The organism is Marinobacter sp. NSM, from assembly GCF_052380025.1.
GTDB lineage: Bacteria > Pseudomonadota > Gammaproteobacteria > Pseudomonadales > Oleiphilaceae > Marinobacter.
Genome location: NZ_JBQTCK010000001.1, coordinates 646,776 through 667,641, shown reverse-complemented (window position 1 = coordinate 667,641; position 20,866 = coordinate 646,776). Strand labels below are relative to the sequence as shown.

Annotated in this window: 24 protein-coding genes and 3 tRNA genes; 16 read left to right on the top strand and 11 right to left on the bottom strand. The window is 55.8% G+C overall.

All coding sequences use genetic code 11. The features are described from left to right. Positions 1 to 88: 88 nt before the first annotated feature. Positions 89 to 454 (top strand): DUF7352 domain-containing protein, encoded by a 366-nt coding sequence (locus tag ACTZWX_RS03165; protein ID WP_138437509.1) that lies wholly within the window; start codon positions 89 to 91, stop codon positions 452 to 454. Between the two features lie 77 nt (positions 455 to 531). On the opposite strand, the gene ACTZWX_RS03160 is transcribed toward ACTZWX_RS03165, so the two are convergent. Both ACTZWX_RS03160 and ACTZWX_RS03155 read right to left on the bottom strand, forming a co-directional pair. Then, complete coding sequence (locus tag ACTZWX_RS03160) at positions 532 to 1,185, bottom strand: cupin domain-containing protein (RefSeq protein ID WP_444712710.1); 654 nt, start codon at positions 1,183 to 1,185, stop codon at positions 532 to 534. Between the two features lie 19 nt (positions 1,186 to 1,204). Next, positions 1,205 to 1,735 carry an isochorismatase family protein gene (locus ACTZWX_RS03155; protein WP_444712709.1) on the bottom strand — a complete coding sequence of 177 codons (531 nt, stop codon included), beginning with the start codon at positions 1,733 to 1,735 and terminating at the stop codon, positions 1,205 to 1,207. Between the two features lie 167 nt (positions 1,736 to 1,902). On the opposite strand from ACTZWX_RS03155, the gene ACTZWX_RS03150 reads away from it, so the two are divergent. Continuing rightward, positions 1,903 to 1,993, top strand: a tRNA-Ser gene (locus tag ACTZWX_RS03150). Positions 1,994 to 2,158: 165 nt separating this feature from the next. Continuing rightward, positions 2,159 to 2,563 carry a DUF1330 domain-containing protein gene (locus ACTZWX_RS03145; protein WP_444712708.1) on the top strand — a complete coding sequence of 135 codons (405 nt, stop codon included), beginning with the start codon at positions 2,159 to 2,161 and terminating at the stop codon, positions 2,561 to 2,563. A 41-nt stretch (positions 2,564 to 2,604) separates the two neighbouring features. On the opposite strand, the gene ACTZWX_RS03140 is transcribed toward ACTZWX_RS03145, so the two are convergent. Continuing rightward, positions 2,605 to 2,940, bottom strand: coding sequence for a branched-chain amino acid transporter permease (locus tag ACTZWX_RS03140; protein ID WP_058091155.1), 336 nt, complete (start codon positions 2,938 to 2,940; stop codon positions 2,605 to 2,607). Then, positions 2,933 to 3,637: an AzlC family ABC transporter permease gene (locus ACTZWX_RS03135; protein WP_444712707.1), complete on the bottom strand. Its 705-nt coding sequence runs from the start codon at positions 3,635 to 3,637 to the stop codon at positions 2,933 to 2,935. The genes ACTZWX_RS03140 and ACTZWX_RS03135 overlap by 8 nt, the downstream gene beginning before the upstream one ends. 157 nt (positions 3,638 to 3,794) lie before the next feature. Here ACTZWX_RS03135 and ACTZWX_RS03130 point away from each other — a divergent pair, with 157 nt between their 5' ends. The 7 genes from ACTZWX_RS03130 (at position 3,795) to pgsA (ending at position 8,919) form a co-directional block, all read left to right on the top strand. Next, positions 3,795 to 4,430, top strand: a complete 636-nt coding sequence (locus ACTZWX_RS03130; protein ID WP_444712706.1) for a hypothetical protein — start codon at positions 3,795 to 3,797, stop codon at positions 4,428 to 4,430. Positions 4,431 to 4,445: 15 nt separating this feature from the next. Then, entirely contained in the window at positions 4,446 to 4,706 is a 261-nt protein-coding gene (locus tag ACTZWX_RS03125) for a hypothetical protein (RefSeq protein ID WP_444712705.1), read from the top strand. A 54-nt stretch (positions 4,707 to 4,760) separates the two neighbouring features. Next, the gene (locus ACTZWX_RS03120; RefSeq protein WP_444712704.1) at positions 4,761 to 5,414 is read left to right on the top strand and encodes a methyl-accepting chemotaxis protein; all 654 of its coding nucleotides are present in this window, start codon (positions 4,761 to 4,763) and stop codon (positions 5,412 to 5,414) included. Positions 5,415 to 5,487: 73 nt separating this feature from the next. Beyond that, a complete protein-coding gene (locus ACTZWX_RS03115; protein ID WP_444712703.1) occupies positions 5,488 to 5,748 on the top strand; it encodes a hypothetical protein in 261 nt (86 codons plus the stop codon). 109 nt (positions 5,749 to 5,857) lie between these two features. Then, positions 5,858 to 6,517 (top strand): UvrY/SirA/GacA family response regulator transcription factor, encoded by a 660-nt coding sequence (gene uvrY, locus ACTZWX_RS03110; protein ID WP_058091151.1) that lies wholly within the window; start codon positions 5,858 to 5,860, stop codon positions 6,515 to 6,517. Then, the gene (uvrC, locus tag ACTZWX_RS03105; RefSeq protein WP_444712702.1) at positions 6,501 to 8,357 is read left to right on the top strand and encodes an excinuclease ABC subunit UvrC; all 1,857 of its coding nucleotides are present in this window, start codon (positions 6,501 to 6,503) and stop codon (positions 8,355 to 8,357) included. The genes uvrY and uvrC overlap by 17 nt, the downstream gene beginning before the upstream one ends. 7 nt (positions 8,358 to 8,364) lie before the next feature. Beyond that, positions 8,365 to 8,919 carry a CDP-diacylglycerol--glycerol-3-phosphate 3-phosphatidyltransferase gene (pgsA, locus tag ACTZWX_RS03100; RefSeq protein WP_444712701.1) on the top strand — a complete coding sequence of 185 codons (555 nt, stop codon included), beginning with the start codon at positions 8,365 to 8,367 and terminating at the stop codon, positions 8,917 to 8,919. Positions 8,920 to 8,930: 11 nt separating this feature from the next. Here the strand turns inward: pgsA and ACTZWX_RS03095 are convergent, their stop codons facing one another. Genes ACTZWX_RS03095 through ACTZWX_RS03080 form a run of 4 tightly spaced genes read right to left on the bottom strand, consistent with a single transcriptional unit; the run spans position 8,931 to position 12,468 of the window. Beyond that, positions 8,931 to 9,554 carry an ABC-type transport auxiliary lipoprotein family protein gene (locus ACTZWX_RS03095; protein ID WP_444712700.1) on the bottom strand — a complete coding sequence of 208 codons (624 nt, stop codon included), beginning with the start codon at positions 9,552 to 9,554 and terminating at the stop codon, positions 8,931 to 8,933. Next, positions 9,551 to 10,489 (bottom strand): MlaD family protein, encoded by a 939-nt coding sequence (locus tag ACTZWX_RS03090; RefSeq protein WP_152438249.1) that lies wholly within the window; start codon positions 10,487 to 10,489, stop codon positions 9,551 to 9,553. Before ACTZWX_RS03090 ends, ACTZWX_RS03095 begins: the two co-directional genes overlap by 4 nt. Then, positions 10,489 to 11,304 carry an ABC transporter ATP-binding protein gene (locus ACTZWX_RS03085; protein ID WP_444712699.1) on the bottom strand — a complete coding sequence of 272 codons (816 nt, stop codon included), beginning with the start codon at positions 11,302 to 11,304 and terminating at the stop codon, positions 10,489 to 10,491. The genes ACTZWX_RS03090 and ACTZWX_RS03085 overlap by 1 nt, the downstream gene beginning before the upstream one ends. A 12-nt stretch (positions 11,305 to 11,316) precedes the next feature. Next, positions 11,317 to 12,468: an MlaE family ABC transporter permease gene (locus ACTZWX_RS03080; protein WP_444712698.1), complete on the bottom strand. Its 1,152-nt coding sequence runs from the start codon at positions 12,466 to 12,468 to the stop codon at positions 11,317 to 11,319. A gap of 281 nt (positions 12,469 to 12,749) precedes the next feature. Between ACTZWX_RS03080 and ACTZWX_RS03075 the strand changes: the two genes are divergently transcribed. Beyond that, positions 12,750 to 13,481, top strand: coding sequence for a murein L,D-transpeptidase catalytic domain family protein (locus ACTZWX_RS03075; protein WP_444712697.1), 732 nt, complete (start codon positions 12,750 to 12,752; stop codon positions 13,479 to 13,481). Positions 13,482 to 13,487: 6 nt separating this feature from the next. Here the strand turns inward: ACTZWX_RS03075 and ACTZWX_RS03070 are convergent, their stop codons facing one another. Further along, positions 13,488 to 14,192, bottom strand: coding sequence for an START domain-containing protein (locus tag ACTZWX_RS03070; protein ID WP_444712696.1), 705 nt, complete (start codon positions 14,190 to 14,192; stop codon positions 13,488 to 13,490). A gap of 239 nt (positions 14,193 to 14,431) precedes the next feature. Between ACTZWX_RS03070 and ACTZWX_RS03065 the strand changes: the two genes are divergently transcribed. Together ACTZWX_RS03065 and ACTZWX_RS03060 are read left to right on the top strand one after the other, a co-directional pair. Next, positions 14,432 to 14,507: transfer RNA gene (locus ACTZWX_RS03065), tRNA-Gly, on the top strand. A gap of 54 nt (positions 14,508 to 14,561) precedes the next feature. Further along, positions 14,562 to 14,635 (top strand) — tRNA-Cys (locus tag ACTZWX_RS03060). Positions 14,636 to 14,820: 185 nt separating this feature from the next. Here ACTZWX_RS03060 and ACTZWX_RS03055 read toward each other — a convergent pair. Further along, positions 14,821 to 16,185, bottom strand: a complete 1,365-nt coding sequence (locus ACTZWX_RS03055; protein WP_444712695.1) for an NAD(P)/FAD-dependent oxidoreductase — start codon at positions 16,183 to 16,185, stop codon at positions 14,821 to 14,823. 101 nt (positions 16,186 to 16,286) lie between these two features. On the opposite strand from ACTZWX_RS03055, the gene ACTZWX_RS03050 reads away from it, so the two are divergent. Further along, positions 16,287 to 17,087, top strand: coding sequence for an SDR family NAD(P)-dependent oxidoreductase (locus ACTZWX_RS03050; RefSeq protein ID WP_444712694.1), 801 nt, complete (start codon positions 16,287 to 16,289; stop codon positions 17,085 to 17,087). 58 nt (positions 17,088 to 17,145) lie between these two features. Here the strand turns inward: ACTZWX_RS03050 and ACTZWX_RS03045 are convergent, their stop codons facing one another. Next, complete coding sequence (locus ACTZWX_RS03045) at positions 17,146 to 17,352, bottom strand: cold-shock protein (RefSeq protein WP_058091071.1); 207 nt, start codon at positions 17,350 to 17,352, stop codon at positions 17,146 to 17,148. Between the two features lie 425 nt (positions 17,353 to 17,777). Here ACTZWX_RS03045 and ACTZWX_RS03040 point away from each other — a divergent pair, with 425 nt between their 5' ends. Then, complete coding sequence (locus ACTZWX_RS03040; RefSeq protein WP_444712693.1) at positions 17,778 to 18,929, top strand: efflux RND transporter periplasmic adaptor subunit; 1,152 nt, start codon at positions 17,778 to 17,780, stop codon at positions 18,927 to 18,929. Beyond that, a complete protein-coding gene (locus ACTZWX_RS03035; RefSeq protein WP_444712692.1) occupies positions 18,926 to 20,866 on the top strand; it encodes a MacB family efflux pump subunit in 1,941 nt (646 codons plus the stop codon). The genes ACTZWX_RS03040 and ACTZWX_RS03035 overlap by 4 nt, the downstream gene beginning before the upstream one ends.

The window sequence follows — 20,866 nt, the reverse complement described above, 5'->3', positions numbered from 1 at the left end:
TGATTCCTGCTCATTAAATCTTATTTTCTCGAAGTCTCTGTCGGTGCATAGTGGAATTGTGTCTGGCAACCTCTGAAGGAGTATCGCCATGAAAACCATTCACAAGTTCCGTCTTGAGCCTGGAAAAGAGCCGACCACGTTGACCCTGCGTGAGGGATGCAAAGTGGTTCGGTGCGAGTATCTGGTCGCCCAGAAGGCCGTTTTTCTCTGGGTGCAGCAGCCTCTGAGCGTTACGGTCCCGATGGTGGAGCGGCAGTTCAGGGTTGCCATGTCCGGCGAGCCGGTGCCAGATGCCTATGAGTACCTGGATACCGCCCTCGATCCCTTCGGACCAGAGGCCTACCATGTATTCGAAGTGCCGGCTGGTGAAGGGATGGCTATTGGTAATGGCCACGAACGATTCGGCACTGATGAGTTTGGCCAACCCGGTTGGCGCACCAATCTCGCCTCTTAGCCAGGTGGTGTCTGATGATGTTGTAGTCAGGATAGCGCTCTATTTCGGCCCCTCTTGAGGGGCCGTTTTTGGTTAAATCAAACCAGAGGGAGATGACCGGTCTTCACCCAGATGACCGTTTCCTGGTCAACAAACGGGTGATGCTGGCTCAGGTGTGGGCTACGTAACCAGGTTCCCTCGGGATAACGGCCATGCTCATCGCAGAACTCTCCGCTAAGTACAAAGATTTCCTCGCCACCAAAATGCCGATGGGGTTGAAATACTTCATTGGCTGGCCATTTAACCAGTGCCACATGCTCATGCTCGAACTCATGCAGCGGCATTACCTGAAGTCCGCTAATGCCAGGCAACCATTCTGCGGTGTTAGTATCGACACGAACCGTGGCCGTATCCCGTTGATCAAACTGGTGTAGCTTAACCAATAACGTACAGCCTTGTTTACTGAAGGGTGCATGCCCGCTACCTGGCGGATTGCGCAAATAAGTGCCTGCTGGGTAGTGGCCTGTTTCATCAGAGAATACGCCATCCAGAACCAGTATCTCCTCGCCCAGCGGGTGTTCATGTCGGGCAAAAGCCGAGCCCGGAAGATAACGTACCACGCTGGTGGCGTGTCCCCGTTCGGCTTCCTCCCGGGCCAGGGGTTTGCGTTCAACCCCGGCGGCGGGGCTGGCAACCCAGGGTTGCTCGGCGGTACGAATCACCACCCGTTGGGAGAAATCCATATTCAGCATGAACACCTCATTGGTTCGGTTATTTGATCAGCGCCTGAATGTCCCGGAATCGGGGATGCTTGCAATGCACCATCCACTCGAAGGCCACCATCTCGGTGGTGACAATCCGGGCGCCACTCTGGTGCAGGCGGTCAAGTGCGACATCCCGGTCGAAGTCGTTACGGGAGCCGGTGGCATCCGCTACCACCCATACTTTATAGCCAGCATCAAGCAGACTCAGTGCCGTTTGCAGCATACATACGTGGGTTTCACAGCCGCCGATGACAATTTGCTGGCGCCCCTCCGGTAGCTGATCAATCAAACCGTCCGGGCAGGCATCAAAGTGATGTTTGCCCACCGTGACGTCACACAGTTCCCGCACCGACTCAACATTCGGCCCCAGCTTCTCGGGTAGCTGCTCCGTGCCCACCACAGGTACCTCCAGCAACCCTGCAATGGTGGCCAGCGAGGTACAACGATTAGCCACTTCAGCGCCCTGGCTTATGGCGGGCATCAGGCGTTCTTGAACATCAACAAGTAGCAGCGTGGATTGTTCTGCCTTCATCAGCATGGTTTTTCACTCCGGGTTAAAGGATCTGGCTACAAGAATGAGCAATTATCCCCGTTCAAACAAATTTTTCAGGAATCTCGCTGGAGACAGTTGCCAAACGTCCCCAAAACCATTAAAGTTTGCGCCCTCAAATGAGCGACGACATCGCTGATTTGAAACAGTTTATTGGAGAGGTGGCCGAGTGGCTGAAGGCGCACGCCTGGAAAGTGTGTATACGTTAATAGCGTATCGAGGGTTCGAATCCCTCCCTCTCCGCCAATATGAAACCCCAGCAGAAATGCTGGGGTTTTTTTGTTTCTCTGTCACTTATCCGGAGCTCTGTGCGTTAATCCAGAACGGGTGCATATTTAAGTAAATTGGTTTACTGTTGGTTACTTAGTTTGATATACCGTAACGCTTTAGCCTTCATGAACAGGGACAAACATGGCGACCATCAATCCATCTCAGGAAGAGCTCCGCAAAGTTTTGCAGGAAACCCCCAAAGATCAGCCCGTCGTGATGCTGAATCTTTTAAGGTTTCGCGACCGGGCTGCTTACCAGGATGACGCTCACGATTGTTCAGGCCGTGATGCCTACAAGCGATATATGGAAGAAGCTGCAGAATGCGTTCGCAACGTTGGTGCGGAAGTGATCTGGTCGGGCCGCTCTGTAGGTTCGCTGATTGCTCCGCCCGATGAGTCCTGGGATCAGGTCTTGCTGGTGCGCTACCCGTCGATCAATGCCTTTCTGGCCATGATTGAGAGCCCGGAATATAAAGGTGTGGTCAAGCACCGCACGGCGGCGCTGGAAGATTCCAGGCTCGTTGCCAACGTTGAAGGTACGCCCTGATCTGGTATCCCGTCTGGTTAAGGAATTAGCCAGACGGGACACTAGGTAAGCCAGCCTGCTTGCTGAATGGTCATGTATGCGGCAGTGCCCGCGGCTATGGAGAGAAGCGCGTTACGCCGCCACAAGTGAATGATGACCACCAGCAACCCTGGAACTAAGGCGTCCAACCCTGGCGCGCTGGCGCTCCAGTTTGCCGACCTCTGAAGAAAAATCACCGCAAGCAACGCCATTACAGCTGCCGGTAGAAAGCGCCCGATATGCTTTACCAGGGGGTGCTCGGTGTGGCGCTCGAAAAAAAGAAACGGCACCACACGGGTTGCAAAGGTTGCACCGGCAGAAACCGCAATGAAGGCCGCCAGATAATACTGCTCAGCCATGGCTTACCTCACCGCTATTTGTGCGTTTGTGTAGCTTCCAGTAGTGGAGTAGCAGGGTGGTTGTGACCAGGGTAATCGCTGCGATCAACTGATGGGCTGGCGGTACCAGCAACATGGCCAGGCCCGCCGCCAGTGCGCCCGCCCAGAGCGGAAAGGTGTTGCCCAAGGTCTTGTATTGCTCAATGGTCAGAACGATGAACAGCGCTACCAGTGCAAATTCAATACCGGTGCTGTCGAAAGCGACCAGCTCACCAAGCAGGGCACCAATGGTGCAGCCCGTTATCCAGTAAAGCTGGTTGAACAGCGTAATTCGGAAATCAATGGCTTGCTCGTGTTGGCGATCAGGTGTCCTCGGCCTGCTGGTAAGCAGCGAGTAGGTTTCATCGGTGAGACCGAATATCAGATAGCCCTTGCGCCAACCGGCACCGCGGAACTGCCCCAAAAGGGAAAGCCCATAAAACAGGTGCCTGGCGTTAAGCACGAACATGGCCACAGCCACTTCCAGCAGTCCGGCACTTGCGGCCAGCAGGCTAACAGCGAGTATCTGGCCAGACCCTGCATAAATAACCAGACCCATCAGGGGCGCAACCCACCAGGCATAGTCCAGCTGCGTGGCGAACAGCACGCCGAAGGCCATGCCCAATGGCAGATAACCAAACAGGATTGGCAGTGTCAGTCGGAAGGCGTTCTGGTTCATTAGCATCCAAACGTTACGAAAGCGGCGATGATAGTGAATTGGAACAGGGTTTTGAAGTGCGCAAAAAGGTGCACTCAAGCATTTGACGCGAAATCCGAAATAAAAGTGTCATAAAACAGGCATACCCTCCACGGGTACCTTCCCGTCTGGAGTTGTCATGCTGTCCACCGTTCGAGCCCGCATCCTGTTCTTTGCTGTCCTTTCTCTTATTGCCGTCACAGGCCTGGCGGTTCTTTCCTGGATGATTATTCTCAAGGCCGAGGATGCCTCCGAGAATCTCATGCGCAACAATCTTCAGGACACCTGGGTGCTGATGGATCTTGAGCAGGATCATCGCCGGCTTCAGGACCTGGCTTTCAAGATAAAGGCGCAGTTACTGTTATGGGATGAGATCGAGACGGAGTTTGACTATCTGGACACCGCTTTGCGTGACCATTGGAAGCGCGTGCAAGGGGCTGAGCGTTTGCGCAACTGGGCTGTCGATCGTCAAGGCGAGTTTGATCGGGTGTTGGCTCTGATGGGCGACATGGACAAGGGTATTGAAGAGAAAAGTTACTACCGGGTAGGCCAGGTGGTCGATTTTCAGCTGTTTCCTTCGCTGGAGCCAATGCTGGAGGCCATAAACCAGCAACAGGCTGCCAGTCGGGACGATGTGGCAGCTGGCGCGGACGATTTGCGGGCGTTCCTCTCGGGGCAGAGGGTTGTTCTTCTTGGGGGCTCCCTGGCGTTCCTTGTGGTGGTCGTGGCCATGACCCTGTGGCTCAGGCACTCAGTCATTTTGCGGCTGCAATAAATGGAGCGGGAATTGATGGCAATGGAGGCCGAGTCTGACTTGTCACGAACGCCAGAGGTGGGCGGACGCGACGAAGTGGCGGGCGTTGCCGGTGCGCTGGAAAGCCTCGTGCGACGATTTGAGGGTTTCATTGGCGATATCCGTCGTGCAGCGGCCGGCCTGGATGAGCGTTCTGCGGCGCTTGATGAGGGGGCTGAAGCCTTGCAGCGTGCCCCAGAGGAAACGGGACAACAGATCAGTGATGTCAGTGCGTCGATGACTTCAATTGCTGATTAGGCATCGCAGATTGAGCAAGCCACAGAGCTGTCGGCAGTCACGGTCCGGCAGGCCGTGGTTGCCAATTTGGAAGTGCAGGGCGGTTTGCGGAACAGCGAGCAGGCGGCAGAGCATACGGTTGAGGTGATAGCGGGGGTTTCCGAGTCCATTCACGCACTTAATGACTCGACGGGCAAGATCGAACAGGTAATCGGTGTGATTGCCGATATTGCGGAACAAACTAATTTGCTGGCGCTTAACGCCGCCATAGAAGCCGCGAGGGCCGGTGAGCATGGTCGGGGATTTGCGGTGGTAGCAGACGAAGTGCGCACGCTGTCCCGAAGGACGGCGGAGTCCACCAGCAACATCCGCCAGTGGGTGCAGGACCTTGTAACAGGCGTTGGTAGTGTCGATGGGCTTCTGGCGGAAATGCGAGAGGCGGGGGAATTGAACCAGACCAACCTCCTGGCGATTAAAACTCACCTGGAGCGACTTAAAAACCAGTTCGATGAGTTGGAGCAGCATAGCGATCATATCCGCAGTTCCATTGCCCTTCAGCACGAGGAGATCGGCAGGGTAGGCCGCCGGGCTGTCTCATTGTCTGCCAGCGCTGACACTCTGACGGAGAACGTGGACAATGCGCGCCGGGTGAGTGAGTCGCTCAGGCAGGAGTCTGTGTCTATGCGGCAGCTGGCCTCCGGCTTTCGAACCCAGTATGCGGAACAATAGCATGTGTCTCCAACAGCGGGGGTTCTGATTGTCGCCATAAAACCGTAACATACAGCGACTGATTGGAGGTTTTATGAGTGACGAAGCAGCGCAGCAGCCAGAAGCGGACCCCCGGGAAGAGAAATTTGTGGTGGACGCCGAGTTGCTGACCGAAGACCAGCTGCAAGGGCTGGCTGAGGAGTACTGCACACGTTACCACGGGTTGAACGACACCGAGAGTCCACTGGCAGAGCGGGAGCGGGTGCTGTCTGCCGTGCGCCGGGGCGATCTGGTGGTCTGGTTTGACCCCGTCGACAACACTGCTGGCCTTGGTAGCCCTTCCGCCGAAGTCTGAAAGCTTTTATTGGTTTGTCTGCAGGCTTTTGCCTGCGGTGCCTACCCGTCGGCTTTCCTAAACGTTACAATCAGACTGTTTTTTTTCATACCTGATGGCGAGGTGACATTTGATCAGGGTACTGGTTGTTGATGATCACGAGCTGGTGCGCTCCGGTATAACCCGCATGTTGGCTGACAATCCCGATATTGAAGCGATTGGCCAGGCCTCATCCGGTGAGGATGCGATTGAGTTTGTGCGCAAGGACCGCCCGGATATTGTCCTGATGGACATTCGGATGCCTGGCATCGGTGGTCTTGAAGCAACCCGGCGAATACTGCGTATTGATGATTCCATCCGGGTGATTGTTGTAACGGCCTGTGCTGACGACCCATACCCCGCCCGTGTCATGCAGAGTGGCGCCACTGCGTATATCACCAAGGGTGCTGATATTCAGGAGATGGTGCGGGCTATTCGCAAGGCCCACTCCGGCCAGAGATACATCAGCCCGGAAATCGCCCAGAAAATGGCCCTCAAAACGCTGGGTGGTGACCGAGAGGAAGACGGGGAGCTCTCCCGGTTCGAGCGGTTGTCTGAGCGGGAGATGCAGATCGCCATGATGGTGGTGGATTGTCAGAAAGTACAGGACATTTCCGACAAGCTCTGCCTGAGCCCGAAAACCGTCAACAGTTACCGCTATCGTATTTTCGAGAAGCTCGAGATCTCCAGCGATGTCGAGTTGGCCCTGATGGCGGTACGGCTTGGGTTGCTGGATGCCGACAAGGTCTGAACCCGAAGAAATCGGGATGTTTGACAGCAAAGACTTCCTGAAGCAACTGACCGAGCGCCCCGGCGTTTATCGTATGTACGATGACACCGGCGGCGTGCTCTACGTGGGCAAAGCCCGCAACCTCAAGAAACGCGTCAGCAGTTATTTCCGCAAAACCGGCCTGGCCCCGAAAACCGAGGCCCTGGTGGGCAAGATTGCCTCCATCGAAGTCACTATTACCGGCAGTGAAACCGAAGCACTGTTGCTTGAACAGAACCTGATCAAATCCCTGCGGCCGCCCTACAACATCCTGCTTCGGGATGATAAGTCATACCCCTATATCTATCTGTCGTCCCACAGTGATTACCCGTCGCTGACCTTCCGGCGAGGGCGTACCAAGAAGGGCGGCGGTACCTGGTTCGGCCCCTTTCCAAGCTCCGGGGCGGTCAAGGAAAGTCTTAATGTTCTGCAAAAGGTTTTCCGTATAAGATCCTGTAGTGAAAGCTATTTCAGAAACAGGAATCGTCCTTGCCTGCAATACCAGATAAACCGCTGTACCGCACCTTGCGTGGAGTACATCAGCCCAGAGGACTACCAGCAGGATATTCGCCACGCCACCATGTTTTTGGAGGGTAAGAACCCGGCCATCATCCATGACCTGATGAATGCCATGGAGGCGGCATCGAAGAACCTGGAATTCGAGAAAGCAGCCGCTTACCGGGATCAGATCAACCATCTGCGCCATGTACAGGAGCAGCAATCGGTAGACGGTGAGGGTGGTGATGCTGATGTTATTGCGATTGCCCAGGATGCCGGTGTGGTGTGTGTGGTGGTGATCATCGTTCGCGGTGGCCGGGTTCTGGGTACCAAGGACTATTTCCCCCGCTTTTCACTGGAGCAGTCCGAAGGTGAGTTGCTGGCGGCGTTTCTGGGCCAGTACTATTTTGGCGGTGATACCCGCCGGGAGATTCCAAGGGATATTCTGGTGCCGGTGGCGGTTGAAGGTGAGGCGCTGCTGGCAGAAGCCCTGAGTGAGGCCGCCAATCGGGAAACCCGTATCCGTGGCAACGTACGTGGTGAACGCCGCCGCTGGCTGGAGCTGGCCACGACCAATGCCCGCCAGACTCTGCTGACCCATTTGGCCAGCAAGGAAACCGTGTACCGGCGATTGCTTGCCCTGCGGGACCTGCTGGAGCTGGCAGAAACCCCGGCGCGAATGGAGTGTTTCGACGTCAGCCACAGCCACGGGGAAAATACCGTCGCATCTTGTGTGGTTTTCGACGAGAATGGGCCGCTGAAGAGCGATTACCGGTTATACAACATTGAAGGCGTGACCGCTGGCGATGACTATGCCGCCATGCGGCAGGTACTGACACGCCGGTATCGCCGGCTGGTTAGCGGTGAGGGCAAACGCCCGAGTCTGGTGTTTATCGACGGTGGTAAAGGGCAGTTGAACATTGCCCGGGAAGTGTTTGAAGAACTTGGGATCTCTGACATTCCGCTGATTGGCGTTGCCAAAGGTGTGACCCGCCGGGCGGGAATGGAGCAGCTGATTGATGCCATGACCGGTGATATTTTCCGGGTGCCCGCTGACTCGCCGGCGCTGCATCTGATTCAGCATATTCGCGATGAATCCCACCGTTTTGCCATTACCGGCCATCGCGCTCGCCGGGACAAAAAACGCCGGCAATCCACCCTTGAGGGTATCGAAGGGGTTGGGCCCAAGCGCCGCAGGGAACTTATCCGTTACTTTGGCGGCATACAGGAAATTCGCAAAGCCAGTGTGGATGAAATGACCAAAGTGCAAGGCATCAGCAAATCACTGGCTGAATCCATTTACGCGTCATTGCACGATGAATAGGAACACCATGAATTTACCCAATGTACTGACCATGTCCCGGATCGTGATGATTCCGGTTTTTGTGGTTGTTTTCTATCTGCCCATGCAATGGAGCTACATGGCCAGTGCCGTTATCTTCGCGCTGGCGGGCATCACCGACTGGCTGGATGGCTACCTGGCTCGCAAACTCAACCAGAGCACGCCATTTGGCGCGTTTCTGGACCCGGTTGCAGACAAGCTCATGGTGGCGGTGGCATTGGCGGTATTGATTGAAGAACATGCTGCGGTGCTGATGACCATTCCCGCTACCATTATTATCGGGCGGGAGATTGTTATTTCAGCGTTGCGGGAATGGATGGCGGAAATGGGCAGTCGGGCCAGTGTTGCGGTTTCCTATATCGGCAAGATAAAAACCACCGCCCAGATGGTCGCCATTGTTGGGCTTTTGGCGTTCCCGCCAGGACAGCTGCTGGCGTATGTTTCGATCGGGCTGTTGTATCTGGCGGCGGTTCTTACGCTATGGTCAATGGTGCTGTACCTGCAGGCGGCCTGGCCCGACCTGTTCCCGGATAACGATCACTGACGTTTCCGGTACTAGCGTTGTCTGGCTTCGGCCAGACAGGCGTACGCCCAGCGATTCGTGGCTTCGGCCAGCGCCCGGGAACTCTCACTGAAAGCCTCCATCAAGGCATCCACTGAGGCGCTCTCAGCTCGCTGCTCCACCCGTTGGCTTTTGCTGCAAAGGCTTCTCCGGGTGCGATTGCCCATGATCTCTGCATGTAACTCCATCACCACCGTAACACCCTGATCCTGCCTGTTCTCAGCATGAAAGGCCGATAGTTCGGAAATCAGGGTATGGCTGGCGAACGCCGGACTGGTGTCAGTGACAACATTGTCAAACCCGCCGTTGAAACGAAAACTCTGTATCAGATAGTCTCGGATCACCACCGGAATGCTGTCACGCCAGCGAACTGCAGGTAACGCCTGGAACTCATAAAGCGAAGGTTTAAGCAAGACCCTTGCGCTGTCCAGAGGTTCTGAAGCCAGCGGGGTATCTATTCTTAGCGAAACCGGCCGGGGAGTTTCCCGCATTGGCTCGGAAGCGTACGGGGCAAGATCCATAGCCCGTGGCGGTTCTGGTGTTGGGAACACGGTGCAGGCAGTCGTTAGCGTGGCTGCGGAGATATAAACCGCCAGCCGGCGGAGGCCGATTGTCATTGCTCAAATTCCTGGAGGTTGGGGCCGCCACGAAGGGTGCCTATTGGGTCTGCGTCGAGTCTGCGGGTAAAGGAATTCAGGTTGCGAAGAGTGTTGCGCATTTCGCGAAGTACCGGTGTGATGTCACCCAGGCCTTGAATCCCGGCATCCAACACCTGTTCGTTGTCTTCGGTCAGTCGGTCCAACCGGCTCAGGGTAGGCTGCAAGGTGGACAGGGCCTGGGTCATGGATTCCAGAACCGGCGCAATTTCCTGCTCCAGGGTTTGGCGCGCCCGGTCCGATGTATCAGAAACCTTGATCGCGGCTTCCTCGGCGCGGATAGCGGCCGTGTCGAACTGAGCCATCAGGGCAAGTAACTCTTCCCGATTGGCGAGCAATGATTCCGTTGCCAGGCGGGTGTTGTCCAGAATGGCCGAGACGTTCTCCAGATTCTCCGACGCAAGCAAGCGGTTCATGCTGGTTAACAGTTGTTCTGCACTGGAGATTATGGCCTCACCGTTGTTTAGCAGGTTGGAAAACGCCGATGGCTGTGCATTGATGAGCGGTGGGTTATCACGGTTACCCTGAAGTACCTGGCTGTCGGTTGTGCCGCCGGTGAACTGGACACTCATGCTGCCGGTAATATTGGCAAGAACCAGCTCCGCCCGGGTGTTCTCACGAACCGGAATGTCCCGATCCACACGCACCAGCACCCGAACATGGGCAGGGTTGTCTGGTGCCAGAGACAGCTCGAGAACATCGCCAACCGGAACGCCGCTATAGAGCACAGGATTGCCTTTTGAAAGCCCGCCCACCGGATGGTCAAAACCTATCTGGTAGTACGCCCACTCGCGGTCTGCGGTGGACTTGCCCAGCCAGAGCGCAAACAGTAAAGCAGCCGTCACTGCAGCCAGCGTGAACAGTCCGATAATAACGTGATGGGCCTTTGGCTCCATTAAACGGGCTCCTGTCTGGTCAGCCGGTTATGTGCATCGATTGCGGCCCGCCCCCTGGGGCCATGAAAGTATTCCTGTATCCATTTGTCATCTGTCCTGGCGACGTTTTGAAGTGTGTCTGCCACCAGCACTTTTTTGCGGGATAATACGGCTACCCGGTCACAGGTTGTGTACAGCGTGTCCAGATCGTGGGTAACAAGAAAGACCGTCAGCCCAAGGGCGTTTCTCATGGTTACGATCAGTTCGTCGAACGCTGCGGCGCCTATCGGGTCCAGCCCCGCTGTGGGTTCGTCCAGAAACAGTACTTCTGGGTCCAGAGCCAGGGCGCGTGCCAGGGCCGCTCGTTTCACCATACCACCGGAGAGCTCGGCAGGGTATTTCAGGGCAGCATCCGCTGGCAGCCCGGTCAGGGCCAGCTTCATCCGGGCAAGTTCCTCGGCCTCCGTGCGGGTAAGCCCCGCGTGCTCTACCAGTGGCAGCGAAACGTTCTGCACCAGGTTGAGCGAGGTAAACAAGGCGCCGCCCTGAAACAGCACGCCGAATCGCTGCTCGTAAAGAGATCGCTCTGCACCGGAAAGTTCCGTGAGATCGACATCGAAAAGCTGGATGTGGCCGTTTGAAGGAGTATTGAGGCCAACGATGCTGCGCAGCAAAACCGATTTGCCCGTGCCGGATCCGCCAACAACCCCCAGAATTTCTCCGGGATACAGGTCCAGGTTCAGGTTTTCATGGACCACGTGATCACCAAAGCGGTTACACAGTCCCCGAACCTGGATCACCGGTGTTGACGAACTAAGGCCGTTCTGTGGCTTCATCTCCGGCATGACTTACCAGCCCATTTCCATGAAAAACAACGCCGCTATGGAGTCCAGCAGGATCACCATAAAGATCGACTGAACAACGCTGGAGGTGGTGTGTTCGCCCACCGACTGGGCACTGCCCGCCACCTTGAAGCCTTCGAGACAGCCAATAACTGCAATCAGGAAGGCAAATACAGGGGCCTTTCCAATACCTACCAGAAAGTGCTTCAGGGCAATATCCCGCTCCACGATGGCTATAAACTGACTTGGTGGAATATCCAGCACCAGTGCGCAGACCGCGGCGCCGCCAACCATTCCGGAGATCATGCCAATGAAGGTGAGCACTGGCAGGCTGACCATCATGGCCAGAACTCGTGGGACGACAAGTAGCTCCACCGGGTTCAAACCCAGGGTACGAATGGCGTCGAGCTCTTCATTAACCTTCATTGCGCCGATGTGAGCGGTGAAGGAGCTGGCGGTGCGCCCGGCGAGCAAAATGGCGGCCAGCAGAACGCCAAACTCCCGCAGGAAAGAGAATGCCACAAGATTGACGGTATAGATTGTCGCGCCGAAGTCTTCCAGCACCGTCGCTCCAAGAAAGGCGACAACGGCGCCCACCAGGAAAGTCAGTAAGGCAACAATGGGCAGGGCATTCAGCCCGGTGTCGTGCACTGCCGCGACGAACGGAGTGATACGCCAGCGGCGGGGCCGGGGAAGGATATAAAACAGGGTAGCAAGGGTTTGACCGATAAAGCCTGCAAGCATCCAGAGCAGGCGGGCAATGGCGGTCACTTTCTCTCCGACGTCGGCCAGAAAATCCAGCAGAGCATTTTTCCGGGTGGGCTGCCAGGGTGCGCCTGCCAACGCCTCGGCAACGGTGATCAGAAGTTGCCGCTGTTCCTCTGGCAGGCTGGCATTCTCCAGCAACCTCAGGAGCTGTTCCGGGCCTGTCAGCCGGGCGATAAGTGCCGCCCCAGACGTATCAACCCGACTTAGCTTATCGAACTCAATGTTGGTGATCGTGGCACCGCTGGCCTGAACCTCGGTAACCCGCTGGTTGAGTACTGAATAATAGGAGAGGGTCCAACTGCCGGATAGGGTCAGGGTGTCACCGTTGCAGTCAAGGTGGCCGGGGGTGTCGCGGTGTGCTGTCGTCAAATAGCCGGAATCAGTCGCCACAGGTGCCGTTAATCCTTGTCCGGTATGCAGAAAAGATAGTCTCAAGCTTAAAGATTCCGGAACAGGTCTGCCAGTATCTTTGGTTTTCCGTAACCTTGCCGGTGACCGGGCCGGTAACGTTTCGGTCTCGTTATGCGGCGGGAAGGAAGGATCTAACGTCCACCATTTGTATGGGAACGGTTAAAAATTGTACGGAATGAACGGCGTCTCAAAATTCTCTGTTAGAATAAGGTATCTTTTCAATCAGGTAGCTTATCTTCCTGAATCCTGAGGTAACGTGCATGCCCAAGCATCACAATCGACGCGTTTTTTCATTGTTTTCCGGCCTGGCGGTTTCTTTAGCCATTTCCATACCGGCCCAGGCCCAGTCATTGGATGACCAGTTGCTTGCCCGCCTTGCCAGTGTTGCTCCCAAGCTGAACCCGGAAGTGCTTGAGGCAGCCTTTAAAGCCACTCACTGTGCCATTGCCAACGGCGTTGCCATGCCAGAACGGCTTGCAGTGATTGATTTTTCTCTGCATTCGAGCCAGGAGCGGATGTGGATTTTTGACCTGGCGCAGGGCGATTTACTGTTGCGGGATCTGGTTGCTCACGGCAGAAACTCAGGCAATGAAGAGCCAACTGCCTTCTCGAACATTGAGGGCAGTTACCAGTCTAGCATCGGGCTGTTCAAGGCCAGTGAATCCTATCGTGGTATGCACGGGTACTCCTTGCGACTGGACGGCCTGGAGCCAGGCATTAACGATCTTGCGAGGCAGCGGGCCATCGTGATTCACGGTGCTGACTATGTAAACAGCAACTGGGTGGACCAATACGGGCGCATCGGCCGCAGTCATGGCTGCCCGGCGGTAGACCAGAAAGTGGTGCAAACCGTGGTGGACAACCTCAAGGGTGGCCAGTTGGTCTTCAAATACTACCCGGACCAGAACTGGCTGCAGACCTCCAGTTTCCTTAACTGCGACAGTGCTACCCAGGTGGCAGGTAATCGCGCGGCCCGTGGTGGCAATAGCTGAAGTAGCTCAGGAATCGCTGGTCGGGAAGCGCAGGTTATGCTTCTCGACCAGTTCTTTCGGTGGTGCGTCCGTTGAGTAATCCCGATAGGGTGATGCTTCCATCATCCGCTTCAATCCCTCCAGTGTTCGAATTGGTGCATCGGTGGCCACAATGTTGGCAACCCACGCGGGCACCAGGCCTCCCGGGTCCATATGGGTGGTGAATGTCACCCGTATCCAGTCGTCTTCAAGTGGTTCCACCACGAAGCTGTTATCCAGCATGGGAATGCGCACGTAACCTGATTGCTTCGGGGCATCATCCGGGCGGCCCGTGAATTGCACGGTGACGGCGCCACCCGGTTCGTCCTGAAGGAACACAGACTTCATGACTACATCGCGGTCAGATGCCGGCCAAACCCCATCAAACTTCATCCACAGCAGCCGCTCTCCGTCGTCTGTCATGTGGTAGTTGGCTTCCTGGCAGTTGTAGATCCACTGTTGGCACAGCGAAATGTCATCAATCACTGATAGCGCAGCCACCATAGAGTGCTGGATTTCAACCACACCGCGGAACTGTTTGATTGGTGTATCCGAAACTGTCCTGACATAGGTGTTGATTTCAGACCGTTCCTTGCCTTGCTGATTGGGTGTCCATCCTTCGCCAGATGCGTGGCTGGCCACCATGGTTGACAGGGTAACGAGGGTGGCGAAGACGGTTGCGGGAACGCGCATGGTATTGGTCTTCCTGTTAATGTGATTGAGTGTCATGGATTTTGAAAGATGAGGGGGCGATAAACCATTGCGCAGGTAACGGTTCTGATGGGTTGGCCGGAAATGACAATGGCGGTACTATTGGCTAAAGTTTGTTCACAATTGCCGTAAAAACAAAAACTTGAAAAAAAGGTGTTGACGCCCCCGGCGGAATCCGTAGAATACGCAGCCGTTGACGAGGCAAAGCCTCTAGACAAAGAGCGGGAATAGCTCAGTTGGTAGAGCACAACCTTGCCAAGGTTGGGGTCGCGAGTTCGAATCTCGTTTCCCGCTCCAATTTCCAAGTCTCTCACGCCTCCTGAGAGCATAAGCCAGAATCCAGGCTTACCCGGCGCGGTGGCAGAGTGGTTATGCAGCGGACTGCAACTCCGTGTACGCCGGTTCGATTCCGACCCGCGCCTCCATTTTTACCCTGTTTTTTCAGTATCTTAGGATCCAGCAAATAACTGGCATCTTTGCTGCTAAGATTCTGCGAACTTTTTTTAGTGTTTATTCGTGTCTGTCAGCGAATTTAGCGTCGGTTCGTGCTGGCCTATAATATGTGCTCCTCAGTAACGGAGGAGATGACTCCATCGAATGCGTGAGGCCTCTACCAAAGCTTCCGCTCCCACCAATAATCCTCGGCTTTCAGTGCCCCCTTAACCGCCGCTATACCCAGTTGCCTAAATGGCTCTACAGGCCAGCGCACCGGTGTTCGATTAACAAACCATGCTTGGGTGCGTTTGCTCTCCCGGCCCAGGGCCAGTTCGGCCAGGGTTTTCCCGCTGTATTGTGTGAGGGAGACGCCATGGCCAGTGCATCCGCACAGGTACAGGGTGCGATCATCTTTGTAGAAGCCGAGGTTGGGAACCATGTCGAGGGTAACCGAAACAGGGCCGCCCCATTGGTAATCAATGCCAATCTCCGCCAGTGGCGGGAACAGGGTTTTCAGGTTTTTTTCCAGCGTCCGCCATGTTGGTTTGTGGTGGTCGAGGCTCATGTTCTGGCCTGCGGTTGTCACAACGTTGGCGCCGCCAAAGGTAATGCGCCCGTCTGCCGTTGGCCTCAGGTAGTGAACCAGGTGCCGGTTGGTCTCTATACCGTAGCGTCCAGCCCAGCCGATGGCTTGCCACTGTTCTGGAGTAAGGGGTTGGGTGACGATCTGATGTGTCCAGACGGGGGTCTGATTGCGGCGAAACGCCCCCATTTCCGGTAGCAGATGGCTGTACGCGTTGGTTGCCAGTACAACCTTGCTGGCGGTAACGGTGCCGCCGGAGGTTTGCACAGTAACCCCGCCCCAGGGATAGGTGATGCCCTGACATTGGGTGTTCTCATAGATATGGACACCCAGTTGTTCGCAGATGGCTTTCCAGTGCCGGACGTGCTTCGCAGGATTCAGGATGCCGCATCGTTGCTCAAACAGGCCGGCTTTAGCCAGCGGGCTGTGAAGCCGTTGCGAGAGCTGGTCTTCGCCCCACCAATCAAAGGAGCTCGAAAACCCCAGTTCACGGTAGAGATCCTGCTGTTTTTGCAGGCGCTCACGATGTTTGCTGGTCAGTGCAATCCGCAGAAAGCCATTGTGTTCGTAATCGCTGTCGAAGTTGTACCGGGTAACACATTCACGCACGTAGTCGACGGCATCTTGCATGTACTGGTGGGCGGCCCGGGCTTTCTCCTTGCCGTGAAGCAGGCAGGTTATTTCGGGCTCAAAGCCGAACAGGGTCATGGAAAACCCGCCGTTGCGCCCTGAGGCCCCAAAACCAACGGCACTGCCTTCCAGAACAGTGACGTCCAACGATGGCTCCAGTTCTTTCAGGTGCGCTGCACAGGACAAACCGGTGAATCCACCGCCAATAATCACAATATCGGTCCGGTGGTCTTCAATCAGCGGCAGGTTAGGGGAGTAGGGGCCAAATTGATTGAGCCAGAAAGATCGGGTCTCTGGTGAGCCAAGTTTGATGTAGTCTATGCCCATGGCGTTTATCACGTTGTTATATTTGAAGCCTTTCGGCAGAGGTGCGCCAAGGTGTATCAAGGTGGCGTTATAAAAACAAGACAAGAAACCGGAGTGTATTCATGAGTGTGAGCGGCAAGACCATTGTTCTGACGGGCTCGTCCAGCGGTATTGGGGAACAGGCAGCCTATCAATTGGCCCGAAAAGGGGCGCGTCTTTGCCTTGTGGCTCGTCGGGAGGACGAATTAAAAAGAGTGCAGCAGGCTATCATCGCGGAAGGCGGCAAAGTCTGGGTATACCCGGCAGACTTGACCGATGAAGCCGGCTTGCAGTCGGTTGCGGATCGGATACTGGCAGAACACGAACGGGTGGATGTGCTGGTCAATAATGCTGCCCGCTCCATCCGCCGCCCCATCGCCGAGGCGCTGGACCGGTTGCACGACTATCAGCGAACCATGAATATCAACTACGTTGCTGCGGTCGGGTTGACGCTGAAGTTACTTCCGAGGATGTTGGCACAGGGCCGGGGGCAGGTGGTGAACATTTCCACCTTGTCCTCCCAGGTTCCGATTCCCTTGTTCTCCGCCTACCTGGCCAGCAAGACTGCGCTGGAGTCTTTCTCTCGTTCTTTGTTGGCGGAAATGGGGGATCAGGGGATCGACGTTACCGTAGTGTACTACCCGATGGTGCGCACGCCCATGTCGTCACAAACCAGCATTTACAAGCACATGCCGATGATGACTCCGGATAAGGCTGCGGGATGGATCGTCAAGGCGGTGGATGAGGGGCCTGCACGTGTGGGTAGTTTGATGGGGACTGCCGGCAGTATTGCGCTTGCGGCACTACCTGGTCCGGTCACACGTTACACCCAGCCGTTGTTCAGGCTGATGGATAAAAAGCTGGGGCAGAAAGCCCGTCAGTGAACAGAAACGAAAAAAGGCAGCCGTAGCTGCCTTTTTCTGTCGTATCAGGGCTGTAAAATTACAGACCTACTACGTTATCCGCCTGAGGACCTTTCTGGCCCTGAGAAACGGTAAATTCAACCTGCTGGCCTTCTGCCAGAGTCTTGAAGCCGCCGCCCTGAATGGAGCTGTAGTGAACGAATACGTCCGGGCCGCCTTCACGAGTGATAAAGCCAAAACCTTTTGATTCGTTGAAAAACTTAACAGTACCGGTAACAGTAGACATATTTATAAATCCTGAATTCAATCGTTTTAAGTGCCGCCAAACTTCGTTGTGAGGCTTGGTCAGCAGTGTGCGGAAACAAAAAACTGGCGTGATCAAAAACAGGACGAAAGCTACTTGTTAAAACTTACAACAGAGATGCGTCTTATTGATGAATGCTTTGCTAAATCTTTCCAACGACGGTCACTGTACTCCTGCCTGGGCCAAATAGAAAGCAATTTCTTATAGGCAATAACCCGCAGTAGAGAAATCTTTACCTGGGATACGCAACCGCAGAAGATTGCTGCTGAATCACTGCTTTTCCATTTAGGCGGGTTAGGCCAGCCACGGGTGTGTAAAGGTTTGGCAAAAGACTGAACACGCTCTTTTTTTTCCTCATGGCCTTCCCTATGGTTGCGTCTGACACAGAGTGTATGGAGAACTTTTGAATGGCACTTTCACCCCGCCACCGCCGGCGTTGGCCGACCTGGCTTGGCGTTTTCACCGGAGTGGTGGTTATTGCCGCTGGCGGCTGGTGGTATTTCCAGAACGGCGGGAACAAACAGCCGCCACTGAATACCATCGAAGTCACCCGCGGCGACATCCAGCAGCTGGTCTCCGCTACCGGCGTGTTAGAGCCCAGCAACTATGTGGACGTGGGGGCCCAGGTGTCTGGCCAGCTCGAAACCATCCATGTGCGAGTGGGGCAAACGGTATCCCAGGGCGACTTGCTGGCGGAGATTGATCCGACCGTTTACGTGGCCAAAGTAGACGCCACCCGGGCCCAGCTCAAGAATCAGCGGGCCCAACTGGATGATCGCAGGGCGCAATTGCGATTGGCAGAAATCCAGTATCAGCGCCAGACCAACCTCTATAAAGAGGAAGCCACTACACGGGAATCACTGCAAACCGCCGAGGCTTCTCTCGCATCCGCCAAAGCGCAGTTGGCCATGCTGGAAGCTCAGATTGAACAAACCTCATCCACCTTGCGTGCGGAAGAAGCCAACCTCGGGTATGCACGAATCTATGCACCCATGGACGGCACGGTCGTGTCCATTGAGGCCCGCCAGGGCCAGACCCTGAATGCGACCCAGCAAGCGCCGGTTCTGATGCGCATTGCCGACCTGGCCACCATGCGTGTGCGGGCGCAAGTGTCCGAGGCGGATGTGGGTAAGCTTGAGCCGGGAATGCGGGTGTACTTCACCACACTGGGGGATGCGGAACGGAAAATGTACGGCGAATTGCTTTACATAGAGCCGACGCCGGAAGTCACCAACAACGTTGTGCTCTATAACGCCCTGTTCGATGCCAATAACGACGATGGCAAACTGCTGCCGAACATGACTGCCCAGGTGTTTTTTATTCAGAGTGAAGCCCTGGATGTGCTGAGAATACCGGTATCATCCGTCCAGCGTGGCCGGGTACAGGTGATGAATCAGGCGGGTCAGGTCGAATGGCGGGATATTGTGGCCGGGGTCAGTAACCGGGTGCACACCGAAGTGGTTTCCGGGGTAAAAGAGGGCGAGAAAGTAGTCCTGGTAACGCGTGACCCGCGCTCAGGGTCCGCCAGCGGGAACAACCTTCGGGGTGTGTTGCGATGAGCGCTGCCCGGCCTTTGATCGAGTTGCGTGGCATTACCCGTTCCTTTGGGGAGGGGGAGTTGGCCGTACCGGTACTCAAAGGCATTGATCTGAAAATCTATCCGGGCGAATTCGTGGCCATTATGGGGCCTTCCGGTTCCGGCAAGTCCACCCTGATGAACATCCTGGGCTGCCTTGACCAGCCAAGCTCCGGGGAATACTGGTATGACGGCCGAGATGTGGCCGCGCTCAGCCGGGACGACCTGGCTTTGTTGCGCCGTGAGGCTTTTGGCTTTGTTTTCCAGAGCTACAATCTGTTGCCGGGTATGACCGCCCGGGAAAACGTCGAAATACCGGCCATCTATGCCGGCATGGCACCCGCCCAGCGCCGCGAGCGGGCGGAGCAGTTGTTAACCGAGCTCGGCCTGGGAGAGCGGCTTACCCATCGCCCCGGCCAGTTGTCTGGTGGTCAGCAGCAGCGCGTTTCAATTGCCCGGGCATTAATGAACGGTGGCCAGGTGATCTTCGCCGATGAGCCGACCGGCGCACTTGACAGCAAAAGCAGTAAAGAGGTTATCCGGCTACTGACGGAGCTGTCTGGTAAGGGGCATACCGTTATTCTGATCACCCATGACCAGGATGTGGCCGATGTTGCCCGCCGGCAGATCCATATCGCCGACGGCGAAGTGGTTCGAGATACCGGCCAGGATGACAGCGCTGCAGCGTCTTCACCGGCGATCGAAGCAGGTCGCCATGGCGTGGTGTTGAGTGACTGGCAGGAGGCCCTGAAAAGTGCCGTGCGCTCGTTGCATAGCAATCTGTTCAGAACCGCACTCACATTGTTGGGCATTGTGATTGGCGTGGCGTCTGTGATCACCATGTTGGCCATCGGGGAGGGGGCCAGGAAAGACGTGGTTGATCGAATCAGTACCATGGGCAGTGACTTGCTGCTGATACGCCCCGGCGGCCCGGATCAGCGTGGAGGCCGCTGGTCAGTGACTACGCTAACCCCCGAAGATTATCGTGCAATCAATGAAGTAGAAGGGGTTCTTGCAGCGATACCTGAACTAACCGGTTCGCAAACGCTTCGGTACTTTAACCTTGACCACCGTGCAGAAATTAACGCCACCTCATACCAGTTTCCGGTCGCAAGGCAGTGGCCGGTGATTGAAGGCACCTTCTTTTCTGAACAGGATGAGCTCAACTATGCGGCAGTAGCCGTGTTGGGAAAAACGACTGCCGACACACTGTTTCCCAGCGACAGCCCGCTCGGCAAACACCTGATGGTGAACAATGTTCTCTTCCAGGTGATTGGCGTGATGGGGGAGAAAGGCGCATCACCCATGGGGCAGGATCAGGACGATGTGGTCCTTGTGCCCTACACAACGGGCAGCTTGCGTATTTTTGGTCAGACCCACCTGCGCAACATCACGGTGGCCGTGGCTGACCTTGGCAGGATGAGCGACATCGAAGCGATCATCCATGAAATCCTGTTGGCGCGGCATGGAGGGGTAGAGGATTTCACCATCCGTAACATGGCTTCGCTGATCGACACCATTTCCGAAACCCAGAACACCCTGACTTGGCTGTTGGGTTCGATTGCGGCGATCTCATTATTGGTCGGCGGCATCGGTGTGATGAACATCATGCTGGTCAGCGTGACCGAGCGCACCCGCGAAATCGGCATTCGCATGGCCACGGGCGCCCGTGCCTGGAATATCCTGCAGCAGTTTCTCACCGAGGCCTGGCTGGTCTCCGCCATTGGCGGATTGATTGGTGTCGCCCTTGGAATAACCGCCACCCAATTGATCGGCTCGTTTGGCACTCCAGTCCACATGACCGTGTTGCCGATGGTGCTGGCGTTTTCCTGTGCCTTTGCCACCGGGCTGATCTTCGGATTTCTGCCAGCCCGTAAAGCCGCTCACCTGGACCCTGTCCATGCCCTGGCGTCGGAATAA

What these genes read in the sequence shown, in the direction of transcription:
- ACTZWX_RS03165 (WP_138437509.1), top strand. Translation starts at nt 89, where the DNA reads ATGAAAACCATTCACAAGTTCCGTCTTGAGCCTGGAAAAGAGCCGACC.
- ACTZWX_RS03160 (WP_444712710.1), bottom strand. Translation starts at nt 1,185, where the DNA reads ATGCTGAATATGGATTTCTCCCAACGGGTGGTGATTCGTACCGCCGAG.
- ACTZWX_RS03155 (WP_444712709.1), bottom strand. Translation starts at nt 1,735, where the DNA reads ATGCTGATGAAGGCAGAACAATCCACGCTGCTACTTGTTGATGTTCAA.
- ACTZWX_RS03145 (WP_444712708.1), top strand. Translation starts at nt 2,159, where the DNA reads ATGGCGACCATCAATCCATCTCAGGAAGAGCTCCGCAAAGTTTTGCAG.
- ACTZWX_RS03140 (WP_058091155.1), bottom strand. Translation starts at nt 2,940, where the DNA reads ATGGCTGAGCAGTATTATCTGGCGGCCTTCATTGCGGTTTCTGCCGGT.
- ACTZWX_RS03135 (WP_444712707.1), bottom strand. Translation starts at nt 3,637, where the DNA reads ATGAACCAGAACGCCTTCCGACTGACACTGCCAATCCTGTTTGGTTAT.
- ACTZWX_RS03130 (WP_444712706.1), top strand. Translation starts at nt 3,795, where the DNA reads ATGCTGTCCACCGTTCGAGCCCGCATCCTGTTCTTTGCTGTCCTTTCT.
- ACTZWX_RS03125 (WP_444712705.1), top strand. Translation starts at nt 4,446, where the DNA reads ATGGCAATGGAGGCCGAGTCTGACTTGTCACGAACGCCAGAGGTGGGC.
- ACTZWX_RS03115 (WP_444712703.1), top strand. Translation starts at nt 5,488, where the DNA reads ATGAGTGACGAAGCAGCGCAGCAGCCAGAAGCGGACCCCCGGGAAGAG.
- uvrC (WP_444712702.1), top strand. Translation starts at nt 6,501, where the DNA reads ATGCCGACAAGGTCTGAACCCGAAGAAATCGGGATGTTTGACAGCAAA.
- pgsA (WP_444712701.1), top strand. Translation starts at nt 8,365, where the DNA reads ATGAATTTACCCAATGTACTGACCATGTCCCGGATCGTGATGATTCCG.
- ACTZWX_RS03095 (WP_444712700.1), bottom strand. Translation starts at nt 9,554, where the DNA reads ATGACAATCGGCCTCCGCCGGCTGGCGGTTTATATCTCCGCAGCCACG.
- ACTZWX_RS03090 (WP_152438249.1), bottom strand. Translation starts at nt 10,489, where the DNA reads ATGGAGCCAAAGGCCCATCACGTTATTATCGGACTGTTCACGCTGGCT.
- ACTZWX_RS03085 (WP_444712699.1), bottom strand. Translation starts at nt 11,304, where the DNA reads ATGAAGCCACAGAACGGCCTTAGTTCGTCAACACCGGTGATCCAGGTT.
- ACTZWX_RS03075 (WP_444712697.1), top strand. Translation starts at nt 12,750, where the DNA reads ATGCCCAAGCATCACAATCGACGCGTTTTTTCATTGTTTTCCGGCCTG.
- ACTZWX_RS03070 (WP_444712696.1), bottom strand. Translation starts at nt 14,192, where the DNA reads ATGCGCGTTCCCGCAACCGTCTTCGCCACCCTCGTTACCCTGTCAACC.
- ACTZWX_RS03055 (WP_444712695.1), bottom strand. Translation starts at nt 16,185, where the DNA reads ATGGGCATAGACTACATCAAACTTGGCTCACCAGAGACCCGATCTTTC.
- ACTZWX_RS03050 (WP_444712694.1), top strand. Translation starts at nt 16,287, where the DNA reads ATGAGTGTGAGCGGCAAGACCATTGTTCTGACGGGCTCGTCCAGCGGT.
- ACTZWX_RS03045 (WP_058091071.1), bottom strand. Translation starts at nt 17,352, where the DNA reads ATGTCTACTGTTACCGGTACTGTTAAGTTTTTCAACGAATCAAAAGGT.
- ACTZWX_RS03040 (WP_444712693.1), top strand. Translation starts at nt 17,778, where the DNA reads ATGGCACTTTCACCCCGCCACCGCCGGCGTTGGCCGACCTGGCTTGGC.
- ACTZWX_RS03035 (WP_444712692.1), top strand. Translation starts at nt 18,926, where the DNA reads ATGAGCGCTGCCCGGCCTTTGATCGAGTTGCGTGGCATTACCCGTTCC.